The organism is Actinoplanes sp. L3-i22 (assembly GCF_019704555.1).
In the GTDB taxonomy this organism is placed as follows: domain Bacteria; phylum Actinomycetota; class Actinomycetes; order Mycobacteriales; family Micromonosporaceae; genus Actinoplanes.
The window spans coordinates 2,425,622-2,446,866 of sequence record NZ_AP024745.1 but is presented as its reverse complement, the minus strand read 5'-3'; the positions used below and the strand labels follow the sequence as shown (position 1 = coordinate 2,446,866).

At 72.0% G+C, this 21,245-nt stretch carries 17 protein-coding genes; 5 read left to right on the top strand and 12 right to left on the bottom strand.

Translation table 11 applies throughout. The features are described from left to right. Positions 1-723: 723 nt before the first annotated feature. Positions 724-1,371 carry a GntR family transcriptional regulator gene (locus tag L3i22_RS11095; RefSeq protein ID WP_221326878.1) on the bottom strand — a complete coding sequence of 216 codons (648 nt, stop codon included), beginning with the start codon at positions 1,369-1,371 and terminating at the stop codon, positions 724-726. 85 nt (positions 1,372-1,456) lie between these two features. On the opposite strand from L3i22_RS11095, the gene L3i22_RS11090 reads away from it, so the two are divergent. After that, the gene (locus L3i22_RS11090; protein WP_255658116.1) at positions 1,457-2,356 is read left to right on the top strand and encodes an oxygenase MpaB family protein; all 900 of its coding nucleotides are present in this window, start codon (positions 1,457-1,459) and stop codon (positions 2,354-2,356) included. A 153-nt stretch (positions 2,357-2,509) separates the two neighbouring features. Next, on the top strand, positions 2,510-3,493 hold the full coding sequence (locus L3i22_RS11085) for a glycosyltransferase family 2 protein (protein ID WP_221326877.1): 984 nt from the start codon (positions 2,510-2,512) through the stop codon (positions 3,491-3,493). On the opposite strand, the gene L3i22_RS11080 is transcribed toward L3i22_RS11085, so the two are convergent. After that, positions 3,429-4,970 carry a glycosyltransferase gene (locus L3i22_RS11080; RefSeq protein ID WP_221326876.1) on the bottom strand — a complete coding sequence of 514 codons (1,542 nt, stop codon included), beginning with the start codon at positions 4,968-4,970 and terminating at the stop codon, positions 3,429-3,431. The two genes, L3i22_RS11085 and L3i22_RS11080, sit on opposite strands and share 65 nt — an antisense overlap. After that, entirely contained in the window at positions 4,967-6,223 is a 1,257-nt protein-coding gene (locus tag L3i22_RS11075; RefSeq protein ID WP_221329906.1) for a glycosyltransferase family 4 protein, read from the bottom strand. Before L3i22_RS11075 ends, L3i22_RS11080 begins: the two co-directional genes overlap by 4 nt. Before the next feature lie 129 nt (positions 6,224-6,352). Between L3i22_RS11075 and L3i22_RS11070 the strand changes: the two genes are divergently transcribed. Beyond that, positions 6,353-7,945, top strand: a complete 1,593-nt coding sequence (locus L3i22_RS11070) for a glycosyltransferase family 4 protein (RefSeq protein WP_221326875.1) — start codon at positions 6,353-6,355, stop codon at positions 7,943-7,945. A gap of 4 nt (positions 7,946-7,949) precedes the next feature. Here the strand turns inward: L3i22_RS11070 and L3i22_RS11065 are convergent, their stop codons facing one another. Together L3i22_RS11065 and L3i22_RS11060 are read right to left on the bottom strand one after the other, a co-directional pair. Further along, positions 7,950-8,606 carry a DUF4232 domain-containing protein gene (locus tag L3i22_RS11065; RefSeq protein ID WP_221326874.1) on the bottom strand — a complete coding sequence of 219 codons (657 nt, stop codon included), beginning with the start codon at positions 8,604-8,606 and terminating at the stop codon, positions 7,950-7,952. Between the two features lie 42 nt (positions 8,607-8,648). Further along, positions 8,649-10,466 (bottom strand): long-chain fatty acid--CoA ligase, encoded by a 1,818-nt coding sequence (locus tag L3i22_RS11060; RefSeq protein WP_221326873.1) that lies wholly within the window; start codon positions 10,464-10,466, stop codon positions 8,649-8,651. Positions 10,467-10,698: 232 nt separating this feature from the next. On the opposite strand from L3i22_RS11060, the gene L3i22_RS11055 reads away from it, so the two are divergent. Then, positions 10,699-11,895, top strand: coding sequence for an acetyl-CoA C-acetyltransferase (locus L3i22_RS11055; RefSeq protein WP_221326872.1), 1,197 nt, complete (start codon positions 10,699-10,701; stop codon positions 11,893-11,895). A gap of 11 nt (positions 11,896-11,906) precedes the next feature. After that, positions 11,907-13,970: a 3-hydroxyacyl-CoA dehydrogenase NAD-binding domain-containing protein gene (locus tag L3i22_RS11050; protein ID WP_221326871.1), complete on the top strand. Its 2,064-nt coding sequence runs from the start codon at positions 11,907-11,909 to the stop codon at positions 13,968-13,970. Here the strand turns inward: L3i22_RS11050 and L3i22_RS11045 are convergent. The 7 genes from L3i22_RS11045 to L3i22_RS11015 are packed head-to-tail and all read right to left on the bottom strand — an operon-like array spanning position 13,956 to position 21,129. Continuing rightward, positions 13,956-14,645: a DUF6308 family protein gene (locus L3i22_RS11045; protein ID WP_221326870.1), complete on the bottom strand. Its 690-nt coding sequence runs from the start codon at positions 14,643-14,645 to the stop codon at positions 13,956-13,958. The genes L3i22_RS11050 and L3i22_RS11045 overlap by 15 nt on opposite strands. Before the next feature lie 13 nt (positions 14,646-14,658). Continuing rightward, entirely contained in the window at positions 14,659-16,326 is a 1,668-nt protein-coding gene (locus L3i22_RS11040) for an acyl-CoA dehydrogenase (protein ID WP_221326869.1), read from the bottom strand. A 3-nt stretch (positions 16,327-16,329) separates the two neighbouring features. After that, positions 16,330-16,875, bottom strand: a complete 546-nt coding sequence (locus L3i22_RS11035; RefSeq protein ID WP_221326868.1) for a PadR family transcriptional regulator — start codon at positions 16,873-16,875, stop codon at positions 16,330-16,332. 40 nt (positions 16,876-16,915) lie between these two features. Next, complete coding sequence (locus tag L3i22_RS11030; RefSeq protein ID WP_221326867.1) at positions 16,916-19,075, bottom strand: molybdopterin oxidoreductase family protein; 2,160 nt, start codon at positions 19,073-19,075, stop codon at positions 16,916-16,918. Between the two features lie 46 nt (positions 19,076-19,121). Beyond that, positions 19,122-19,523: a hypothetical protein gene (locus L3i22_RS11025; RefSeq protein WP_221326866.1), complete on the bottom strand. Its 402-nt coding sequence runs from the start codon at positions 19,521-19,523 to the stop codon at positions 19,122-19,124. Positions 19,524-19,526: 3 nt separating this feature from the next. Beyond that, complete coding sequence (locus L3i22_RS11020) at positions 19,527-20,816, bottom strand: amidase domain-containing protein (protein ID WP_255658665.1); 1,290 nt, start codon at positions 20,814-20,816, stop codon at positions 19,527-19,529. Between the two features lies 1 nt (position 20,817). Further along, positions 20,818-21,129 (bottom strand): hypothetical protein, encoded by a 312-nt coding sequence (locus L3i22_RS11015; protein WP_221326864.1) that lies wholly within the window; start codon positions 21,127-21,129, stop codon positions 20,818-20,820. Positions 21,130-21,245 lie beyond the last annotated feature (116 nt).

Genomic DNA, 21,245 nt, shown 5'->3' with positions numbered 1-21,245 from the left:
GGCCCCAAACACGATCTTGGCGAATCGCGCGACAATTACGTCAGAGGCGGTGGCCCCCCTCAGGGAGGGCGGGACCTGCTCTTTTACGGCCCCCTCTCTACCTGTAGCGGACCCAGGGACACAGCTGGCGCAACCCAGGGACACAGCGCGCGGCACGCTCCCGGCTGGCGCTCAGGGTCGTCCCGGCCCTCGAACAAGCCCTCACCACCAGCCGAAAGCCGCGAGCCTCGCGCGGGCCGGGGCCGCAGGGCGGCGCCGCAGGCGGGCCCCGACCGGGCTGGGCTTGGGGCAGCCGGCCGGGCGGGGCAGGCTCGGCGCGGCCCGGCTTGGGGCGGCTGGGCTGCGCGCGGCGCGGCCCAGCTGGGCTTGGAGCGGCCGGGCTGGGGCGGGCTGGACGCGGCCCGGATTGGGGCGGCCGGGCTGGACGCGACGCAACGCGGCCGGGCTGGGTGCGGTGCGGCTGGGCTGGGCTCGGGCGGGCTGAGCATGGCGCGGCTGGGCGCGGCGCGGCTGGGCGTGGCGCGGCACGGCGCGGCGCGGCACGGCACGACTGGGCGCGGCACGACTGGGCGCGGCACGACTGGGCGCGGCACGACTGGGCGCGGCACGACTGGGCGCGGCACGACTGGGCGCGGCACGACTGGGCGCGGCACGGCTGGGTCTTGGGGTGTGTCTGGCGGCGCGTGGGGGTCCTGGCGGACGGCCGGGGAGGGTGGGGCGCGGCTACTGCCAGATGCCGAGGTCGCGGAGGTGTTTGACGAGGAGGTCGGCGCCGTCGGTGAAGTGGCGGGTCATCGACTCGCGGGCCGCCGCCGGGTCACGGGCCGCGAACGCCGTCAGCAGCGCCTCGTGATCCGCCCGCATCGCCTCCCGCCACCCGGCGTCGGCGGCGTAGAACCGGGCCGGCGTGTACCGCGTCGCCACGTGCAGGAACCAGCTCAGCTTGCGCGCCTGCGCCAGCACGTTGACGGTCCGGTGGAACGCGTACTCCAACTGCTCGATCTCGTCGACCCGGCGCGACCGCGCGGCCCGCTGCAGCGCCCGGTCGGCCAGGGTCAGCTCGTCCCGCTGGGCGTCGGTGATCCGCTCGGCGAGCCGGGCGGCCAGCTCCCCCGCGATGTCCCCCTGCAGCCGGAACAGGTCGATCACGTCCTGCTCGGAGAGCGGGGCCACCACGTACCCCTTGCGCGGCTCCAGCTCGACCATGTCCTCGCCGCGCAGGGTGAGCAGCGCCTCCCGGACCGGGGTGATGCTGACGCCGAGCTGCGCCGCGACCTCCTCGAGGCGGATCCGCGCGCCGGGGCGCAGTTCCCCGGACATGATCCGGCCGCGCAGCGCGGCGGCCACCTCGTCGGACAATTGGGGCCGCATCCGGTCACGCTATCAACGCGGAGCGCGCGATGATGCGATCGGGCACGACCCCGGGTCCTATGTGATCGCACGGGAGTTGATCGAGATGATGTCACGCCGACGCTACGAGTTGCGGGACCGGATCGCCGGGCTCGATCCGGAACGCGACCACCTGGAGATCTACCAGCTGTCCGCCGGGCGCGAGTTCCCGTGGGACTACACCCGGGCGCTGGAACTCGCGCTGTTCCGGACGTACTGCGTGCCGAGCATCTCGGCGCTGCTCGCGGCGACCGGCGAGTTCCGGGACCGCCCGCAGAAGCGCTACGACGACACCGCGCTGCTGATGGCGGAGATCGCCGCGCACGGCTACGACTCGCCGCGCGGCCGGGAGGCGCTCCGGGTGGTGAACCGGGCGCACGGCCGGTTCACGATCAGTGACGATGACATGCGCTACGTGCTGTCCACCTTTGTCTTCGAGCCGATCGCCTGGCTCGACCGGTTCGGGTGGCGTCCGCCGCACGAGCACGAGCGGCTGGCCGCGTTCCACTACTACCGCGAGGTCGGCAAGCGGATGGGGATCCCCGGGATCCCGGCCGGCTACGCGGCGTTCGCCCGGTTCAAGCAGGACTACGAGGACCGGCACTTCGTCTTCTCGGCGACGAACCAGCGGGTCGGCGAGTACACGGTCGGGCTGTTCGCGGCCTGGTTCCCGGCGTTCCTGCGCCCGGCGGTGCGCCTGGCGGTCCGCGGGATGCTCGACGAGCCGATGCTGCGGGCGTTCGGTTTCCCGGCCGCGCCCCGCTGGGTCGGGGCGGCCGGGGAACTCGGGCTGCGGGTGCGGGCGCTGACCCTGCGGTGGTTCGGCCGGCCTCGCCGTACGTCCGTGTTGGGGGTTTCTTCGAAAAATCGCACCTATCCGGGATATCCGGCGGGATATCGGCCCGCCGACCTCGGCGCGCAAGCGCCGTCGGCGGACTTCCCGGCCGAGCATCTGCGCCGGCCCTGACCTGGCCGAACGGCCCTCATCCGGGCGGGTGATCGAGCCACCACGATCGTGCGACACCGGTCCGGCCTGTCCGGTGGACTTTGCTGCTCAGTGCCGCTCTGGCGTCACTTGTGATTCATCTCCGCTTTGCGCGCATAGCTTAACGTCCCGGTAATGGGGGCTAAACCAGACGTTAGCGTTGTCATTCCTACGCGCTTCCGTCCCGATCTCGTCACGCGCGCGGTCCGCAGCGCGCTCGCTCAGACCCACGCGTCGCTCGAGGTGATCGTCGTGGTGGACGGGCCGGACGAGAGCACGTCCGAGGCGCTCGCCGCACTCGGCGACGACCGGGTCCGCGTGCTGGTGCTGCCCGAGCGCGGTGGCGCGCCGAACGCGCGGAACGTCGGCGCCCAGGAGGCGGCCGGCGAGTGGACCGCGTATCTGGACGACGACGACGAGTGGCTGCCGGAGAAACTGGCCGTGCAGTTGCGGGTGGCCGCGTCCGCGACGGTCGCCACGCCGATCGTCGCCAGCCGGCTGATCAACCGCACGCCGCGCGCCGACTCGATCATGCCGCGCCGGCTGCCCGGGCCGGACGAGCCGATCAGTGAGTACCTGACCGTCCGGCGTGGTCTGTTCTACGGCGACGGTTTCATCCAGACCTCGACGATCCTCGCCCCGACCGAGCTGTTCCGGCGGGTGCCGTTCACCGTCGGGCTGCGCCGCCAGCAGGAGCTGGACTGGACGTTGCGGGCCACCCGGCACGACGACGTCGAGCTGGTCTTCGCCCCGCAGCCGCTGGTGCTCTGGCACCAGGACGAGAACCGCGAGCGGATCAGCCTGGAGATGCCGTGGCGGGAGCAGCTGGCCTGGCTGCGGGACAGCCGGCCGCTGTTCACCCCGCGGGCGTACGCGGCGTTCGCGATGAGTGTGCTCGGCTCGATGGCCGCCACCACCCGCAGCTTCGCGGTCTTCCGCGAGGTGCTCGCCGAGGCGCGCCGCAACGGCCGCCCCGGCCTCGTCGACTACCTGACCTACCTGCAGATCTGGGCGTTGCCGCCCGGCCTGCGGCACCGGCTGCGCGACGCGGTGCTCAGCCGGCGGCCCGCTTCAAAGCCGACGGGCGCGGCAGCCGGGAGAGCACCCGCCGGGCGGTGAGCGGCACCACCGAGATCATCAGGCGGCCGGACTCGTCGACGGTCGGGGCGATCGCGAAGAGGCGGCCGCCCCGGCGCCGGACCAGCGGCCGGGGCATCCGGGCGCGGGCCGCGCGGACCGCCGCGGCGCCGGACGCGCCGGTGGCCGTCTGGGCGCCGAGCGCGTGCGCCGGGTCGAACGTTCCGGGCTGGGCGGACACCGCGCGGCGCTGCCCGGAGTCGCCGCTGCGGGCGAGCACCTCGGCCACGTCGAGGCGGATCGTCACGGTCGCGCCGGTCGTCTCGACGACGGCCGGGATCTCCTCGGCGCTCACGCTGCCCGGCCGGCCGCCGCTCGCGGTGATCACCAGGTGGTCGCCGGCCCAGGTGAACGCCGTCGCGTCCAGCTTGGCGTCCCAGTCGGCCACGTCGGTCACGTCGAAGCACTCGTCGGGCAGCTTGCCGAAGCCCGGGTAGGCGGCGAACCGGCGGCCGTCGCGCTCGACGGTCGGCGGCACCCCGCCCTCGGCGTCCTGCCGGATCACCGCGAGCAGGTCGTCGAGATCGCCGTGCCGGGCCACCGCGAGCCGGATCCGGGTCTCCGGGCCGAGCCGCGCGGCGATCCCGTCGGTCAGGTACGCCTCAGCGAGCCGACCCACCGTCGCGTGCAGCTGCTCCTGGGTCGGCCGGTCGAGGCGCAGCACGTCGTCCTCGAGCAGGCGCGCGACCTCGTGGTCGAAGCGGTGCACCATGATCGCGTCGCGGCGCGGGCCGGCCTCGATCAGGTTGGCGACGAACGTGATGATCTTGTCGACGGTCTCGATCCGGAGACCGTGGCGACTGAGATACGTGATGTTGGTGGCGCTGAACCGGCGTACGGCGAAGTAGTAGTCGTAGTCCGCAAGGACGGAGATCTTCTTGGCGTGGAAGCAGGCGGCCAGGGTGAACGGCAGGTCGCTGCCGATCCGCATGTCCTCCGGGTACCGGATCCCGTGCTCCTCCAGCAGCTCCCGGCGGAACAGCTTGGTGTTCGCCAGCGACCGCGGCAGCGGCGAGTCGAACAGGTCCAGGTCGGGCTCGCTGCGCTGGTAGATGTCCTGGTAGATGTGCCGGCTGTTGACCCCGACCACCCGGCCCAGGACGACGTCCGAGCCGTACTCGTCGGCGGCCGTGACCAGGCGCTCCAGGGCCTCCGGCCCGAGCAGGTCGTCGGCGCCGATGAAGAACACGTAGCGGCCGGTCGCCGCCTCGATCCCGCGGTTGAACGGCCCGGCCGGCCCGCCGGAGTTCTCCTGGTGGATGACCGTGACCAGGCCGGGGTGGCGGCGCTCGAAGCGGTCCAGCTCGGCGCCGCTGCGGTCGGTGGAGCCGTCGTCGACCGCGACGATCTGCATCCGGTCCGCCCCGATGGTCTGCCGGACCAGCGAGTTCAGGCACTCGGTCAGGTACGGCATGGTGTTGTAGACCGCCACCACCACGGTCACATCCGGAGTGCTCATCGCAATAGCTCCTGATAAAGGGTGTTCAAGCGGTCCGCCTGCGCTTCCCACGTCCAGCCGGGCAACGGGCTGTCCGGCCCGTCGTAGACCGCCCGGTAGCGCTTCGGATCAGCGAGAATAGCCTGCACCGCCCGGGCCAGGTCGGCCGCGTCCCGGGCCCGGAAGACCTCGCCCTGCCCGGTGGCGCGCACCGCCTCGGCCATCGCGCGCACGTCGCTCACCACGATCGGCAGGTGCGCGTGCGAGTACTCGAAGAACTTGGTGATCAGCGCGATCTCGTGGTTCGGCCAGTGGTGGATCGGGATCACCCCGATGTCGGCCGGCGCGAGGAACCGGAACACCTGATCGGCCGGGACGTAGGGGACGGCGTGCACGTTCCCCTTCAGCAGCGCCTGGATGTGCGGCGCCGACGGGTCCGACACGACCAGGGCCAGGTGCACCCCCGGCAGCGACGGCAGCGCCTCGACGATCGTGTCCAGGCCGCGCTGCGGGCTGGACGAGCCGCTGTACACCAGCAGCGGGGTGTCCGGGCCGACCCCGCAGAGTTTCCGCAGGTCCGGCACGTCCCCGTCGTCCGACCGGGCCGGCGCGTTCAGCACCACGCCCGGCTTCACGGCCAGGCCGTGCTCCTGCTGGAGCAGGTCGGCGAGCGCTTCCGAGACGGTGACCACGGCATCGGCGTACGGCACGAACTCCCGCTCGTAGGCCAGATGGGCCGGCAGCCAGCGGGCGTTGTCCCGGCGGGGCCGCGCCCCGGGGAGGAACTCGTGCGCGTCCCAGACCAGCTTGACGGTGCGCCCGGCGTCCGCGGCGCGCACCTTCGCCCGGGCGCCGACGCCCAGCATCCGGAAGTCGTGCGCGTGGATCAGGTCCGGCGCCAGCTCGTCGATCACCTTGCCGAACGCCCGCTCGTAGTTCCACAGGCCGGGCTCCAGCCGCCGCCAGGCGCGGTCGCCCTCGCGGGCCAGCCAGTAGCGGACCTGGGCCCGTTCGACCGGCCGGCGCGCCTTGCGGGCCAGCGCGAGCGGCACCCCGCCCCGCTCGACCAACCGGCGTTTCAGGCCGCCACCGCCGGCGCCGGACGAGCCGCCGCCCATCGGCAGCAGGCGTACCTCGGCGCCGCCGAGGTGCCAGGAATGCTCGACGTCGTCGGGCGAGCAGCCCAGCAGGGTTACGTTCCAACCGGCTTCGGCCGCCGACCGCGCGGTCTTCTGGACCCGCGAATCACCGTGCACACCGTTGTCGACGAGCATGACAACCTTCATGATGGCGCGAGTGTACGGTCACCCGGAACCACGAAGATCATCAAGGGCTCTTGTGCAATTACTGGACATGACCTGTTCACTTTCCCGCCTCCCCCGATGAATAGCGTGCCGCCGGAAATGAACATCACCTACCTTGCCCTCGGAACGCGCCGGGCGCGCGCCGCCGTCACCCACACCGCCCGCCTGGCCGGCGAGGGCCACTCGGTCAGCCTGGTCCGCATCGACGATCCCGTCTGGGACACCGTGTCCGCCGACCCCTCCGTCGAGATACGCCCGGTGGGGTCCCGCGCCGAGGCCCGCCGGCTGGCCGGGACCGCGGACGTCGCCTACGCGGGTGACCCCGAGGCGCTGGCCGCCTGCTACGGCCTGGACACCCGCCTCGAGCCCAGCGCCGAGCCGGACCGCCGGACCGCGCCCGCCGACCTCGCCGTGATCACTCCCTGGTACCCGTCGCCGGACGACCCATTCGCCGGGGCGTTCGTCCGTTCCTCGACCGGCGCGGTCCGGGACCGCTTCGCCCGGATCTCGGTCCTGCACACCCAGAGCTGGTTCTACCCGCCGGGCCGGCTGCGCGGCCAGCTGCTGGGCGTCGCCGCGGAACGGCAGGCGGTCCGCTCCGGCAACTCGGTCGTCTTCGACGACCTCGAAGGAGAGATCACCAGGGTTGCGGTCCCGACTCCGGCCGGCGGCGATTATTCGGCGTACGGGGATGAGCAGACGGCGGCCCTCCGAGCGGCTCTGCCGACCGGCCGCATCGAGGCGCCGGTGGTGCACGCCCACACCGGCATCATGGGCGGCGTGGTGGCCGCCCGGCTGGCCCGCCCGGACGCCCGGATCGTGGTCACCGAGCACTCCACGTTCCTCGACAAGGTGTTCGCCCAGCCCGGCCTGCAGCACCGCTACGCGCGGATGCTCGACCGCGCCGACGCGCTGCTCTGCGTCAGCGAGAGCCTGCGCGTCCAGCTCGCCGGCTACTTCCCCGAGCAGGCCGGCAAGCTGCACGTGGTCCCGAACGTGATCGACTTCGACGCGTTCACGGTCCGCCCCGAACCGCCGAAGGCCCCGAACCGCTGGCTCTACCTGGGCCGCCTGATGGAACACAAGGGCGTCCTCACCCTGATCGACGCGTTCGCCACGGTCGCGGCCGAGGACCCGGCGCTCACCCTGACCCTGGTCGGCACCGGCCCGCTGGCCGAGCAGATCGACGCCCGGGTCGCCGCGGCCGGCCTGACCGGCCGGATCACCCGGCGCCCCCCGGTCGGCCCGGACCAGGTGTCCACGCTGCTGCACGAGCACGACGTGCTGACCCACGCCAGCGTCCGCGAGACGTTCGGCATGACGATCGTCGAGGCGCTGGCCACCGGCACCCCGGTGCTGGCCGCGCTGAGCGAGGGCCCGGCCGAGACCCTGGCCGGCCTGCGGGACACGGCCGGCGCGGTCTTCGAGCCGACCACCGACCCGGCCGTCATCGTGGCCGCCTACCGCCGCCTGAAGGACCGCTTCACCACCCTCGACCTGCCCGCCGCCCGGGCCACCCTGGACGCCCGCTACGGCCGCGCCGCGGTCGCCGCCCGGTTGACCGCGGCCTACGCGGGCCCCACCGCCGGCGGCCCCCCGATGCCGATCCCACCCCGCCGCACCGGCGCCGGCTCCCCGCTGCCGGAGGCCGCCACGCGAGCGGCCCGCCGGATCGTCCGGAAATTCACCTGAGTCGTCAGCGTTCGCCGGTCGGGTCCGCATCGAGCTGCCAGGCGCTCACCGCGATCCGCCCGGTGCTGCCGAGGTCCAGGCCGCTGGGCGGGGCGATCACCTGCGCCGGGCCGCCGGCCGACGGGGTGACCTCCAGGTAGGTCACGGTCACCGGCGGGTCGGTGAGGTCGTCGTAGGTGTTGCGCCAGGCGATGCCCACGCCGGCCTGTTGCCCGGGCTTCAGGACGACCGGCTTCGGCGGCCCGTCCCACGGCAGGTCGGTGTGCAGGACCTGCTTCGCCCCGTTCAGCATGGTCACGTCGAGGACCTGGTGGTCCTGGTCCAGCGCCCGCAGCGACGGGTAGCCGTTCACCCGGTAGACCTTCGTGCCGCAGTTGGTGAGCGTGATGCCGAGCACCCGCAGCCCGGACGCCGCGTCCCCGGTCCCCGCCGCCACCCGCACCCCGTCCGGCGGGCAGGTCACCGCGGTCTCGGTGGGAACCGGGCTGGCCGGGCCGGCCGGGCCGGCCGGGCCGCTGGGCGGCGCACTCCACACCGGGACGGTGTCGGAGACGCCGTCCCCAGCCTCGACAGTCCCCGATGTCCCCGGTTGCGCGCACCCGCCGAGCAGCACGGCCAGCGCCGCGGCGGCCACGCCGGCCCGGACCCGATCTTCGATCACCGGACCATCCTGCCCGCTGGGTGCAAACCACGGCGGCCCGCTTCACCCGGCGTACAGGTCGCCGATCGCCGCCGCGTAGCGCTCCTGGACGACCCGGCGGCGGAGTTTCAGCGTCGGGGTCAGCTCGCCGGTCTCCGGGGTCCAGCCGTGGGGCAGCACGTGGAAGCGTTTCACCTGCTCGGGCCGGGACAGGCGGTCGTTGGCCGTGGCCACCGCCGCGGTGATCTCGGCGAGCAGGTCCGGGTGGGCGGCCAGCTCGGCCAGGGGTGTGCCGGTCAGGCCGTGCCGGGCGGCCCAGGCCGGCACGGTCTCGTCGTCGAGCACGATCAGGGCGGTGATGTACGGCCGCCGGTCGCCGATCGCGACCGCCTGGGCGATCAGCGGGTGGGCGCGGAGCAGGCTCTCGATCTGGGCCGGCGCGATGTTCTTCCCGCCCGAGCTGATGATCAGCTCCTTCTTCCGGTCGGTGATGGTCAGGTAGCCGTCGGCGTCGAGCGTGCCCACGTCGCCGGTGGCCAGCCAGCCGTCCGCGTCGGTGACCGGCGCGACGCTGCCGTCCGGCTGGAGGTAGCCGGCGCAGACCAGCGGCCCGCGGACCAGGATCTCGCCGTCCCCGGCCAGCCTGACCTCCATGCCCGGGTTGACCCGCCCGACCGTCCCGGTCCGGAAGTGGTCGGGCGTGTTGATCGTGGCGGTGCCGGTGGTCTCGGTCATCCCCCAGACCTCGAGCACGTCGATCCCGATGCCGGCCAGGTAGAGCAGCACCTCGACCGGGATCGGCGCGGCGCCGCTGCCCGGCCAGAGCACGTTGTCCAGCCCGAGCCGGGCCCGTAGCGGCCGCAGCACCCGGGTGTCCACCAGGTCGAGCCGGGTGCGCAGCTCGGGTGAGAGCGGCTGCCCGGCGGCGCGCACCCGGTAGGCCTGCAGCGCCACCTCGCGCGCGGCCTCGACGGCCCGGCGGACGGCCGGGTCGGCGGCGGCGAGCTGGGCCTGGATGCCGGCGACCATCTTCTCCCAGATCCGGGGCACGCCGAAGAACGAGACCGGGCGGACCTCCGACAGCCCGGCCAGCAGCTGAGCCGGGTCGGGGCAGATGGTGACGTGGCCGGCGCGGTAGATCGCGTTGTAGATGCCGAGCATCCGTTCGGCGATGTGCGCGAGCGGCAGGTAGGCCAGCGACGGCGCGTGGTCGGGGGTGGGGACGGTCGCCGCCAGGACCACCGACTGGTAGATCACGTTGTGGTGGGTGAGCACCACGCCTTTCGGGTCGCCGGTGGTCCCGGACGTGTAGAGCAGGGTGACCGGCTGGTCCGGCCGGACCGCCCGCCACGCCTTCTCGAATGCCGCCGGGTCGGCCCGGTGCGCGGCCTCGCCCCGGGACGCCACCTGCTGAAGATCAATGGACCGGTCGGAGCCGGGCGCGACGACGATCACGTGGCGCACCGCCGGCAGCGACGCCAGCAGCGGGGTCCACCGGGCCAGCTCGGCCGGCCCTTCGAGGACCAGGATCTCCGCCCCGCTGTGCCGGGCCACGTAGGCGAGCTGGGCCGGCGCGAGCGTGCTGTACACGGTGGACGGGATCGCGCCGAGGTGCGCCGCGGCCAGGTCGACCAGCCAGTGCTCGGGCCGGGCCGACATGTTGATCAGCAGGCGGTCGCCGGCGGCGAGGCCGAGCTCGGCCAGACCGCGGGAGATCGCGGCGACCCGGTCGCGCAGCTCGCGCCAGGTCAGCGTGTCCGGCTCGCCGAGGACGCCGAGGGCCGGCAGGTCGCCGAACTCGGTGGCGTTGCGGTGCAGCAGGGCGGGAACGGTCAGCCCGCGGGCGGTGTCCGCGCACCGTCGGGCGAGGGAGGAGTCCATCGGGGTTGCCTCCTTCAAGCTGGTCGCCGACGACCCGGCGGATCCGCGGCAGCCACGGAGAGACCGTCGTGCATGTCGGCACAGTAAACCGCGGTTACCGTCGTGTGAAGAGCCCCAGAAAGTTGATCTAGCATCCCCTGTCCATCAACTCTGAAATCCTTGACAGGAAGGGAAAACAGAGGAATAAGTTAATCGAGATTCGCATGGGACGGCGATCGATGGGAGACCCTGGATGGGCACCGAGGCATTCGTGTACGACGCGATCCGCACCCCGCGCGGCCGGGGCCGCCCGACCGGCTCGCTGCACGGGGTCAAGCCGGTCTCGCTGCTCACCGGCCTGATCGGCGAGCTGCGGCGGCGCCACCCCGGCCTGGATCCGGCGGACATCGAGGACGTGGTGCTCGGCGTCGTCTCGCCGCTCGGCGACCAGGGCTCGGACCTCGCGAAGGTCGCGGCGCTCGCCGCCGGCCTGCCGCACACCGTGGCCGGCGTGCAGCTCAACCGGTTCTGCGGCTCCGGCCTGGAGGCGGTGAACACGGCGGCGCAGAAGGTCCGCTCCGGCTGGGAGGACCTGGTGCTGGCCGGTGGCGTCGAGTCGATGTCCCGGGTGCCGATGGGCTCGGACGGCGGCGCCTGGGCGCAGGACCCGGAGACCGCCCTCGCGACGAGCTTCGTCCCGCAGGGCATCAGCGCCGACCTGATCGCCACGCTGAACGGGTACTCGCGGGCGGACGTGGACGCCTACGCCCTGCGCTCTCAGCAGCGGGCGGCGGCCGCGCCGGACCAGAGCCGCTCGATCGTCCCGGTCCGCGACCGCAACGGTCTGCTGATCCTGGATCATGACGAGCACGTCCGTCCCGGGACCACCCTCGACGGCCTGGGCGAGCTGAAGCCGTCCTTCGGCGACCTGGCCGGCTTCGACGCGGTGGCGCTGCAGAAGTACCACTGGGTCGAGCGGATCGAGCACGTCCACACGGCCGGCAACTCGTCCGGCATCGTCGACGGCGCGGCCCTGGTCCTGGTCGGCTCGGAGCGGGCCGGCGCGCGGGCCGGGCTGACCCCGCGGGCCCGGATCGTGGCCGGCGCGGTCAGCGGCGCCGAGCCGACGATCATGCTGACCGGGCCGGCCCCGGCCGCCCGCAAGGCGCTGGCCAAGGCCGGCCTGACCGTCGGTGACCTGGACCTGGTCGAGATGAACGAGGCGTTCGCGGCGGCCGTCCTGCACTTCATCGACGACCTCAAGGTGGACCCGGAGATCGTCAACGTGAACGGGGGCGCGATCGCGCTGGGCCATCCGCTCGGCGCGACCGGCGCCATGATCCTGGGCACCCTGGTCGACGAACTGGACCGCCGCGGCGGCCGGTACGGCCTGGCCACCCTCTGCATCGGCGGCGGCATGGGCATCGCCACCGTCGTCGAGCGTCTCTAAGGGAGAACCGCATGTCCGAGACCATCCGCTGGGAGCGGGACGCCGACGGGATCGTGCTGCTCACCCTGGACGACCCGGCGCGCGGCGCCAACACCATGAACGAGGCGTACATCCGCAGCATGGCGGCGACCGTCGCCCGGCTGGAGCACGAGCGCGACACGATCACCGGGGTGATCCTGGTGTCCGCGAAGAAGTCCTGGTTCGCCGGCGGTGACCTGGACCAGCTCGGCTCGACCGGGCCGGACCAGGGCCGGGCCGCGTTCGACTCGGCGAACGAGGTGAAGGCCCAGTTCCGGCGCCTGGAACGGCTGGGCCGGCCGGTGGTCGCGGCGATCAACGGGGCGGCGCTGGGCGGCGGGCTCGAACTGGCGCTGGCCTGCCATCACCGGGTCGCGCTGGACAGCCCGGCGGTGCAGGTCGGGTTGCCCGAGGTCACGCTCGGGCTGCTGCCGGCGGGCGGGGGCGTCGTCCGTACCGTAAGGCTTCTCGGTCTGGTGCCGGCCTTGACCCAGGTGTTGCTGAAGGGAACCCGCCACCGTGCCGCGGCCGCCCGCGATCTGGGACTGATCGACCGCCTGGTGAGCACGCCGGAGGAGTTGCTGAGCGCGGCCCGGGAGTGGATCCTCGCGAATCCGGACGCGGCGCAGCCGTGGGACCGCACCGGCTACCGGATTCCCGGCGGCATCCCGCACGCGCAGCTGGCGGCGTTCCCGGCGACGCTGCGCAAGCAGCTCAAGGGCGCCCCCTACCCGGCGCCGCGGAACATCCTGGCCGCAGCGGTCGAGGGTGCGCAGGTCGACGTGGACACCGCGTTCACGATCGAGAGCCGCTGGTTCGTCGAGCTGGTCACCGGGCAGATCACCAAGAACATGATCAAGGCGTTCTTCTACGACAAGAACGCCGCCGAGGCCCGGGACATCGGCGCGACCCCGCCGATCCGCAAGGTCGCGGTGCTCGGCGCCGGGATGATGGGCGCGGGCATCGCCGACGTGTGCGCGCGGGCCGGGCTCGAGGTCGTACTCAAGGATGTCTCGATCGAAGCGGCCCGGCGCGGCGCCGCGAAGGCCCGGCACCCGGACCGGATCCTCGCCACCGCCGACGTCACCGACCTGGCCGGCGCCGACCTGGTGATCGAGGCGGTGTTCGAGGACCCGGCGGTCAAGGCGAAGGTGTTCGCCGAGCTCGAGGGCGTGCTCGCGCCGGACGCGCTGCTCTGCTCGAACACCTCGACGCTGCCGATCACGCTGCTCGCCGACGGGGTGACCCGGCCGGCCGACTTCCTCGGCCTGCACTTCTTCTCCCCGGTCGACCGGATGCCCCTGGTCGAGGTGATCCGCGGGGCGAAGACCGGTGACGACACGGTCCGCCGCGCCCTGGCCGTGGTGCGGCTGCTGCGCAAGACGCCGATCGTGGTGAACGACTCGCGCGGCTTCTTCACCAGCCGGGTGATCGGCACGTTCACCGGCGAGGGGATGGCGATGCTCGCCGAGGGCGTTCCGCCGGCCAGCATCGAGCAGGCCAGTGGCCAGGCCGGCTACCCGGCGCCGGTGCTCGCGCTGATGGACGAGCTGACGCTGACCCTGCCGCGGCGGATCCGGGACGAGACCCGGGCCGCGGCCGGCGACTCCTGGGTGCCGCACCCGTCCGACGAGGTCCTGGACCGCATGATCGACGAGTTCGGTCGCCAGGGCCGGTCGACCGGCGCCGGCTTCTACGACTACGTCGACGGGAAGCGCGCCGGGCTGTGGCCCGGGCTCGAAGCGTTCGCCTCGTCCCGAAGCCGCGTCCCGTTCGAGGACCTCATCGAGCGGATGCTGTTCATCGAGGCGATCGAGTCGGCGAAGTGCCTGGACGAGGGGGTGCTGACCACGGTCGCCGAGGCGAACATCGGGTCGATCCTGGGCATCGGGTATCCGGGCTGGACCGGGGGCGTGCTGCAGTACGTCAACCAGTACGCCGGCGGGCTGCCCGGGTTCGTCGCCCGGGCCCGGGAGCTGGCCGGACGTTACGGTGACCGGTTCGACCCGCCGCCGCTGCTGGTCAAGAAGGCGGACGAGGGCTCACTCTTCCTCTGACTCCGGCCACAGCCGGTCCAGCGAGACCGTGCCGAACCCCGGACAGTCCTTGTCGAGATGCTCGGCGTGGTGCCGCATCCACAGCACCACGTCGAGCACCCGCAGCAGACTGATCCGCGGCGAGATCTGGGCCCGGGTCCGCAGCGCGGCGAGCATCCCGCGCAGCTGGCCGTCGTCCTCCCGGAGCCGGTCGTGCAACCGGATCCAGACCTGCTGCGGCCCGCCGAACTGGCACCGGATCACCTCGTCGTAGACCGGGATCAGGTGCGGCCGTTTCCGGGCGATCAGCTTGCCGGCGGTCACGTAGCCGATCCGCTTCTGCTCCTTCAGCAGCTGCCACGCCTCCAGCACCGGGCCCTGGACGAGCTTGCGGGCGTCCCGGGTGCCCAGCTCGACGTCGACCGGCACCCGGGCCAGCAGCGCCGTGAGCTCCCGGCCCAGCGGCCCGCCGAGCAGGTCGAACACCGTCTCGGACGGGACCACGACGGACAGCGCCTGCACGGCCAGCAGGTCCTCGGGCGTGAACACGTCCTGGACGCCGGGCAGGTCGCCCCCGCCGGCGAACGAGTCGAAGCGGCGGCCGGTGTATCTCCGCTCGCCGTCCTCGTTGAAGTAGGCGATGAGGTCATCGCGCGCGTCATCGTCGCCGACGGGGTCGGTCAGGTCAACGGCCATGCCTGTTTATAACTCAGGGCCGCATCTCGTACGCGCCGACGAGCGAAAGCACCTCGTTCCATACCGCGGCGGTGCGCGCCTCGTCCGCCACCGGGCGCAGCACCTGGTCAAGTGCCCACGCGGCCTGCTCGTCGGTGGTCGCGGTCTTGCCGTGGAGGTCGGTCGCGTGCTGGGCGAAGTCGCGGACCAGCACCGCGAAGATCTCGTCCAGTACGGACGCGTCGAGACCGGTCAGCTCGGCCTGCTCCAGGATCAGGTGGCCGTAGACGACCAGCGCGAACAACTGGCCGACCGAGAGCAGGAAGTCCAGGTCGGCGTGCTGCTCCTGGGCCACCTCCAGGCTGCCCAGGGCGTCGGCCTGCTGCCGGAAGCGGGCGACGTTCGGCAGGGCGGCGAACTTGTCGTACGCGATCCGCCAGTCGTGGAAGCGGATCGCGCCGAGCCCGCGGGCCGGGCCCTGCCGGAACAGGAACTCGTCGTCGGCGGCGTCGTGGCGGGTCGGCACCGCGTCGTACGCCATCGGGTGGTGCAGGTAATTGGGCATGAACTTGAGGATCAGCGCCAGGTTGACGTGCACCGTGCCCTCGAGCTTCGGCAGGCCGCGGATGTCCATCGCCGCCTTGTCGAAGTAGGTGTCCGCCTCGAAGCCCTTGGCCGCGATCACGTCCCACATCAGGTCGACGACCCGTTCGCCCTCGGTGGTGACCTTCATCTTGGTCATCGGGTTGAACAGCAGGTAGCGGCGGTCGTCCGGGCCGGCCGAGCGGAAATAGTCGACGGCGCGGTCACTGAAGAGCTTCATGGCGACCAGCCGGACGTACGCGTCGGACAGCTCCCGTCGCACGTGCGGGAAGTTGGTGACCGGCTTGCCGTACAGGACGCGACGGTGGGCGTGCGTGACCGCCTCGTACATCGCGTGCTCGCAGATCCCGATCGCGGCCGTGCACAGGTTGAACTTGCCGACGTTGACCGTGTTCAGCGCGGCGTCGAAGGCGTCCTGCCCGGTGTGCAGGATGTCCTGCTCGCGCACCGGGTAGTCGCGCAGCTCGAACGTGCTCACGTACATCTGCTTGTTCACGACGTTCTTGATCAGGTGGTAGTCCGGGTGGCGGCTGTCCGCCGTGAAGAAGACGTAGCCGTCGTCGGTCTTCCCGAACACCGACACCAGCCCGGCGACATTGCCGTTGCCGATGTAGTACTTCGTGCCGTTGGCGAGATAGCCGTCCTCGGTCTTCGTCAGAACCATGTCGGTGGAGTAGATGTCGGCGCCGTGGCTGCGCTCGGACAGTCCGAAAGCCATCACATGGCCCTCGTCCAGCAACTGGGCCGCGTGCCGGCGCGCACTGTCCGCCCCGCTCTGCCAGACCGGCCCGAGACCGAGCACGGTGACCTGCCAGACGTACCAATAATCCAACCCGTAAAACCCGAGGATCTCGCTGAGTACGGCGTTACGCGCGGTATCCCAGCGTTTGTCGCCCGACCCGCCCGGCGTCAGGAACGTCGCGAACAGCCCCTCCTTGGCCGAGAAGGCCAGGAAGTCGTCGTACCAGGACCGGTTGATGTACCGGTCGATCAGCGCCTTCTTACCGCGCTCCTCGAAGAAGTCGACGGTGGCCCGCAGCAGCCGGCGGGTCTCGTCGTCGAACTGCGCGAAGTCGGCGGTGTTCGGGTTGAACAGCACTGTTCAGGATTCCTTTCGGAGTTCGATCAGGACCTCGTCGAGCCAGTCGAGGAGCATCCGCTCGTAGGCGATGCCGCCGCGCAGCACGACGTGCTGGAGTCGCTGGCCGGCATCAGGTTCTTGTCCGGAAAAATCGCGTTTTTCCCCGGCGAGGTAGCGCGCGAGCAGCTCCTCGTGGTCGGCGCGGTACCGCACCACCTCGGAGATCAGCGCCGCCCGCCCGGCCGGGTCGTCGAACGCCGCCCCGCGCACCTTCACCGCCAGGTCGTGCCGCACGGCTTCCGGCTGCACCGGCTCCCGCAGCCACCCGGTGAGCACGTCGCGCCCGGCCGCGGAGACCGAGAAGTCCCGCTTGTCGGGCCGGCCGTCCTGCCCGACGTCGACCGCGGTGACCCAGCCGTCCGACTCCATCCGCTTCAGCACCCGGTAGATCTGCTGGTGCGTCGCGGTCCAGAACCGGCCGATGGACCGCTCGAACCGGCGGGCCAGCTCATATCCCGACCCGGGCTGCTCCAGCAGGGAGACCAGGATCGCGTGCTCCAGCGCCATCTCCGCATCATCCTATGCAACGAGTTGCATAGCAAGCCGATCAGCCGGGTTTGACCTCCACCGGGATGCCGTTCAGGACCGCGTTGCCGGAGAGCGGATCGATGACCAGGTCGTCGGTGAGGATGTTGGAGTTCACCCCGGGATGCTCGGCGGCCACCCCGAGGCGCACGCCGGGCAGGTCGTGACCCCAGCCGTGCGGCAGGCTGACCACCCCCGGCATCACCCGGTCGGTGACCTCGACCTGCGCGGACAGCGTCCCGGCCCGCGAGCTGACCGCGGCCGGGCCACCGTCGGCGAGGGTCAGCCGGTCCGCGTCGACCGGGTGGATCTGCAGGGTGCACCGCGAGCGGCCCTTCACCAGCGCCGGCACGTTGTGCATCCAGCTGTTGTTCGACCGCAGGTGTCGGCGACCGATCAGGACCAGGCCGGGACGCGGCCGGTCCAGCGCCGCGCGCAGCCGCTCCACCTCCGCGACCAGCGGCGGCGCGCACAGCTCGATCAGGCCGCTCGGCGTACGCAGCACCTCCGGGACCCGCGGCCGCAACGGGCCCAGATCGACCCCGTGCGGGGCCGCCAGCAGGTCGTTCAGCGAGAGACCGTACGCGCCGGAGCGCAGCGCCACGTCGAGCAGCCGCTCGGCCGGGCCGTCCCCGGCGGCCTCGTCCAGACCGGACTTCGCCAACGCCTGGGCCAGCATCCGGTCGTGCAGGACCGCCGGGTCGGCGCCGGCGCCCTGACCGGAGACGATCATGATCAACCGGGCCAGGACGTCGCACTCGTCCATCCCGCCGGGATCGGCCGGGAACACCGGCGGCGAGTACGCCGCGAAGTTGCGCACCGCCAGCGCCAGGAACGAGAAGTCGTAGTGCCCCTTCTGGGTCGCGTCCAGCGGCGGCAGGATCACGTCCGCGTGCCGGGTGGTCTCGTTCAGATACGGATCGACGCTGACCATGAAGTCCAGCCCGGCCAGCGCGCGGTCCAGCCGGCCGCTGTTCGGCGCGGACAGCACCGGGTTCCCGGCCACCGTCAGCAGCGCCCGGACCTGGCCCTCCCCCGGCGTCTCGATCTCGTCGGCCAGCGTCGCGACCGGCAGCTCGCCCTTCACCTCGGGCAGCCCGCGGACCCGGCTGTGCCAGCGGCCGGTGGTGAACCCGCGCCCGCCCGGCCGCGCGTTCGGCCGCAGGTGCGCGGCCATCGGGAACATCACCCCACCGGGCCGGTCCAGGTTCCCGGTCAGCACGTTCAGCACGTCGACGAGCCAGCTGGTCAGCGTGCCGAACTCGACCGTGCAGGTGCCGATCCGCCCGTAGACCGCCGCGGTCGGCGCCGCCGCGAGCTCCCGCGCCAGCCCGCGGATCCGGTCGGCCGGCACGTCACAGACCGCGCTCACCACCTCCGGAGCGAAATCAACGGCAAGACCTTCAAGATCTTCAAGCCCTTGGACGTACGGCGTGAGCCGCCCGAGGTCGGCCAAACCCTCCGCGAACAGCGTGTGCACGATCCCGAACAGCAGGAACGCGTCCGTCCCCGGGCGGATGAACAGGTGCTCGTCGGCGTGCTCGGCGGTCCGGGTGCGTCGCGGGTCGACCACCACGAACCGGCCGCCCCGGGCCTGGATCGCCTTGAGCCGCCCCGGGAAGTCGGCGGCGGTGGCCAGGCTGCCGTTCGACTCCCACGGGTTGGCGCCGAGCATCAGCAGGAAGTCGGTGCGGTCCAGGTCCGGCACCGGGATCGCCAGCGGGCTGCCGTAGAGGTAGCCGCACGAGACGTGCTTGGGCATCTGGTCGACCGTGCTGGCGGAGAAGACGTTCCGGGTGCCGAGGGCCTTGAGCAGCGGCGTGACGTAGAGGCCGCCGGCCATCGTGTGCACGTTCGGGTTGCCGAGGTAGGCGGCGACGGACTGCGGCCCGTACGTCGCGAGAATCGGCCGGAGGCCGGCCTCGACCACCGCGAACGCCTCGTCCCAGGCGGCCTCGACATGCCGCCCACCTCGGCGGATCATCGGCCGGCGGAGCCGGTCGGGATCGCTGGAGAGGCTGGCGAAGGTGGCGCCCTTCGGGCAGACGAACCCGTGACTGAAGACGTGGTCACGGTCGCCCCGGACGGCGGTGATCACGTCGCCGGCGACGGTGAGCGCCAGGCCGCAGGCGGCTTCGCAGAGCGGGCACGTGCGGTACGCCGTGCGATTCACGTCCACCATGACGTCACACCGACCTTTCCGGATTGTTACCCACGAGTATCCGTCATCAGAGGCAGGACGCCTGGTTTCCCCCGTCGGAAAGTGGGCCCGAGATGCCGGCCAGCCCGCTGTAGATGGCTCCGATCAGCCCGGCGATGACGAGCAGGGCGACGACCCAGCCACGCCATCGTGACGGCGGCAGCCACCGCCCGGCGAGGCCGGCGAGCACCGCCCCCACCAGGAAAAGCGCGGTCGCGGTGATGCCCAGCGGCACCGCGGCCGCGGAGACCTCCGGGAACCGCGGGGGTGGGGATTGGCAGAGACGGTTCAGTGCCGCCTGCCAATCCCGGTCGAACAGGGCGTTGAGGGCCGTCACCGACCTGATCAGGATCAGCCCGGCGAGCAGGCTCGCCACCGAGGCCGCGAGCATCCATCCGCCGAGTCGACTGCGCTGCGCCGTGGTCGTCATTGGTCACCAATCCGGTTGCGGGCGAACGACATGGATCTGCTGATCGGGCGACCCGGAGAGTTCACCGATCGGGGCACGGGCATCGAGCGACGCGTTCACCTGGTTGAAAGTGTGCTGGGTGTATCGGATGTCGCCGTCGACCACTCCGGTGACGACCGCGGCATGGTGCACCTCGCCGGCCGCCGCGCCGTCGCCCGCCTCGGTCTGCTCCCAGTAGACGATGTCCCCCGGCTGGGCCTCGGTCAGGCTCACCTCGGTGCCGTGCTCCTGCCAGAAGTCGTAGGAGTCTTGGGCCTGCGCCCAACTCGACGAGTGCGAGTAATCGAGACGATCGAGCGGCTTGCCGTCGATCGTCACGTCCTTGCCGAACTGCACGCCCTTGCCCCAGGAGTTGTCGGAGAGAGTGCCGAGCCAAGGGTCGAGATGCTCCTGCATACCGCCACCCTCCAGAGCGTTGGAGACGAAGTTCGTGCAGTTGTTGCGGAAAACGTCCGCACTCTCGTCATTCCAATGGTCGATGGCCCATTTGGCGACCCCGGTGCGGTCGTAGCCGTCGGTTCCGCGCAGGACGGATTGCACCTCAGCGGGGATTCCCGGCAGGTTCTCCAACGCCCAGGGGGCAGCCATCCGCAAGGTCTGCTGATCCTCCGGTGACAGGCCGGACCACCACGCGCCGACCGCCGCCGGGCTGCCGCTCGGCACCGTCGCGGCGATCAGGTCGATCTCCAGCTTCGACGCCATGCCGACATCCTCGTTCAGGGCCACCGCCACGTCGGTCTGGAACGTCTGCTGGCTCAGGTGGTCGAGCATCTCGTAGGCCTTCTGATCGGCCGTCGTCGCCGCGTCCACCGCCTGCCGGACCAGCTCCTGCAGAAGCATCCGCCGATCGCGGTAGGACTCGGCGTAGTCCGGGTCGTGGCGGGCCAGCTCGGTGTCCGGGAGGCCGACCTGGCCGTCCTCGGTGACCGGGAAGCCGTCGGCGTGGGCCGCCCCGAGCGCGCTCCGCAGGCTGTTCTGGCTGATCCGGAACGCGTGGGTGAGCCCGGACAGCACCAGCGACACCGCCTGGCACTCCAGCGCGTCGATCTCCAGCCCGGTCGTCACGGCCCGCACGTGGGCCAGCGCCGCGTCGCCGGAGGCCCCGGTCCACGCGCCCGCGGCCAGCTGCGGATCCAGGTTGTCGTGCAGGTCACGGACCTGGGCCAGCAGGTTCGTGTACCGCGCCGCCCACTCGTTCGCGCCGGTGTCCCAGGCCGCGACGTCCAGGTCACGCAGTTGCGCCAGGCTCACCATGTCACTCACCGGGGACCCGGCTGTGGCCCCGCAACAGGGCGGCGTGCCGGGCGTCGGCGACGAGATAATCCCGTACGGCGAAATGGAAGTTGTCTCCTAAAAGCGTGGTCTCGGCTCCATGGCTGTCGATGCGATCCGACCAGTTGCGGCGGCAGAAGTCCAGGGTGAGCGCGGCTGCGAGGCCCGGATGCGCGGCGGTGAGCGCCCGCGTCCCGGAGAACGACCGGGCCTGCGCCGACACCGCGGCACCACTGTCGGTCAGCCGGTCACCGCACCGCTCGACCACATCCGGCTCCATGTGTAGATCGCTCATGGCATCCCCCCGTGTCGTCCACTCCCGACACCGGCTTGTACGCCGCGCCGCGCGGACCCGTTCAGAACGATCTGAGTACTCGTACTCATGAGTCCGGGCCCGCGACCCGGGATCTT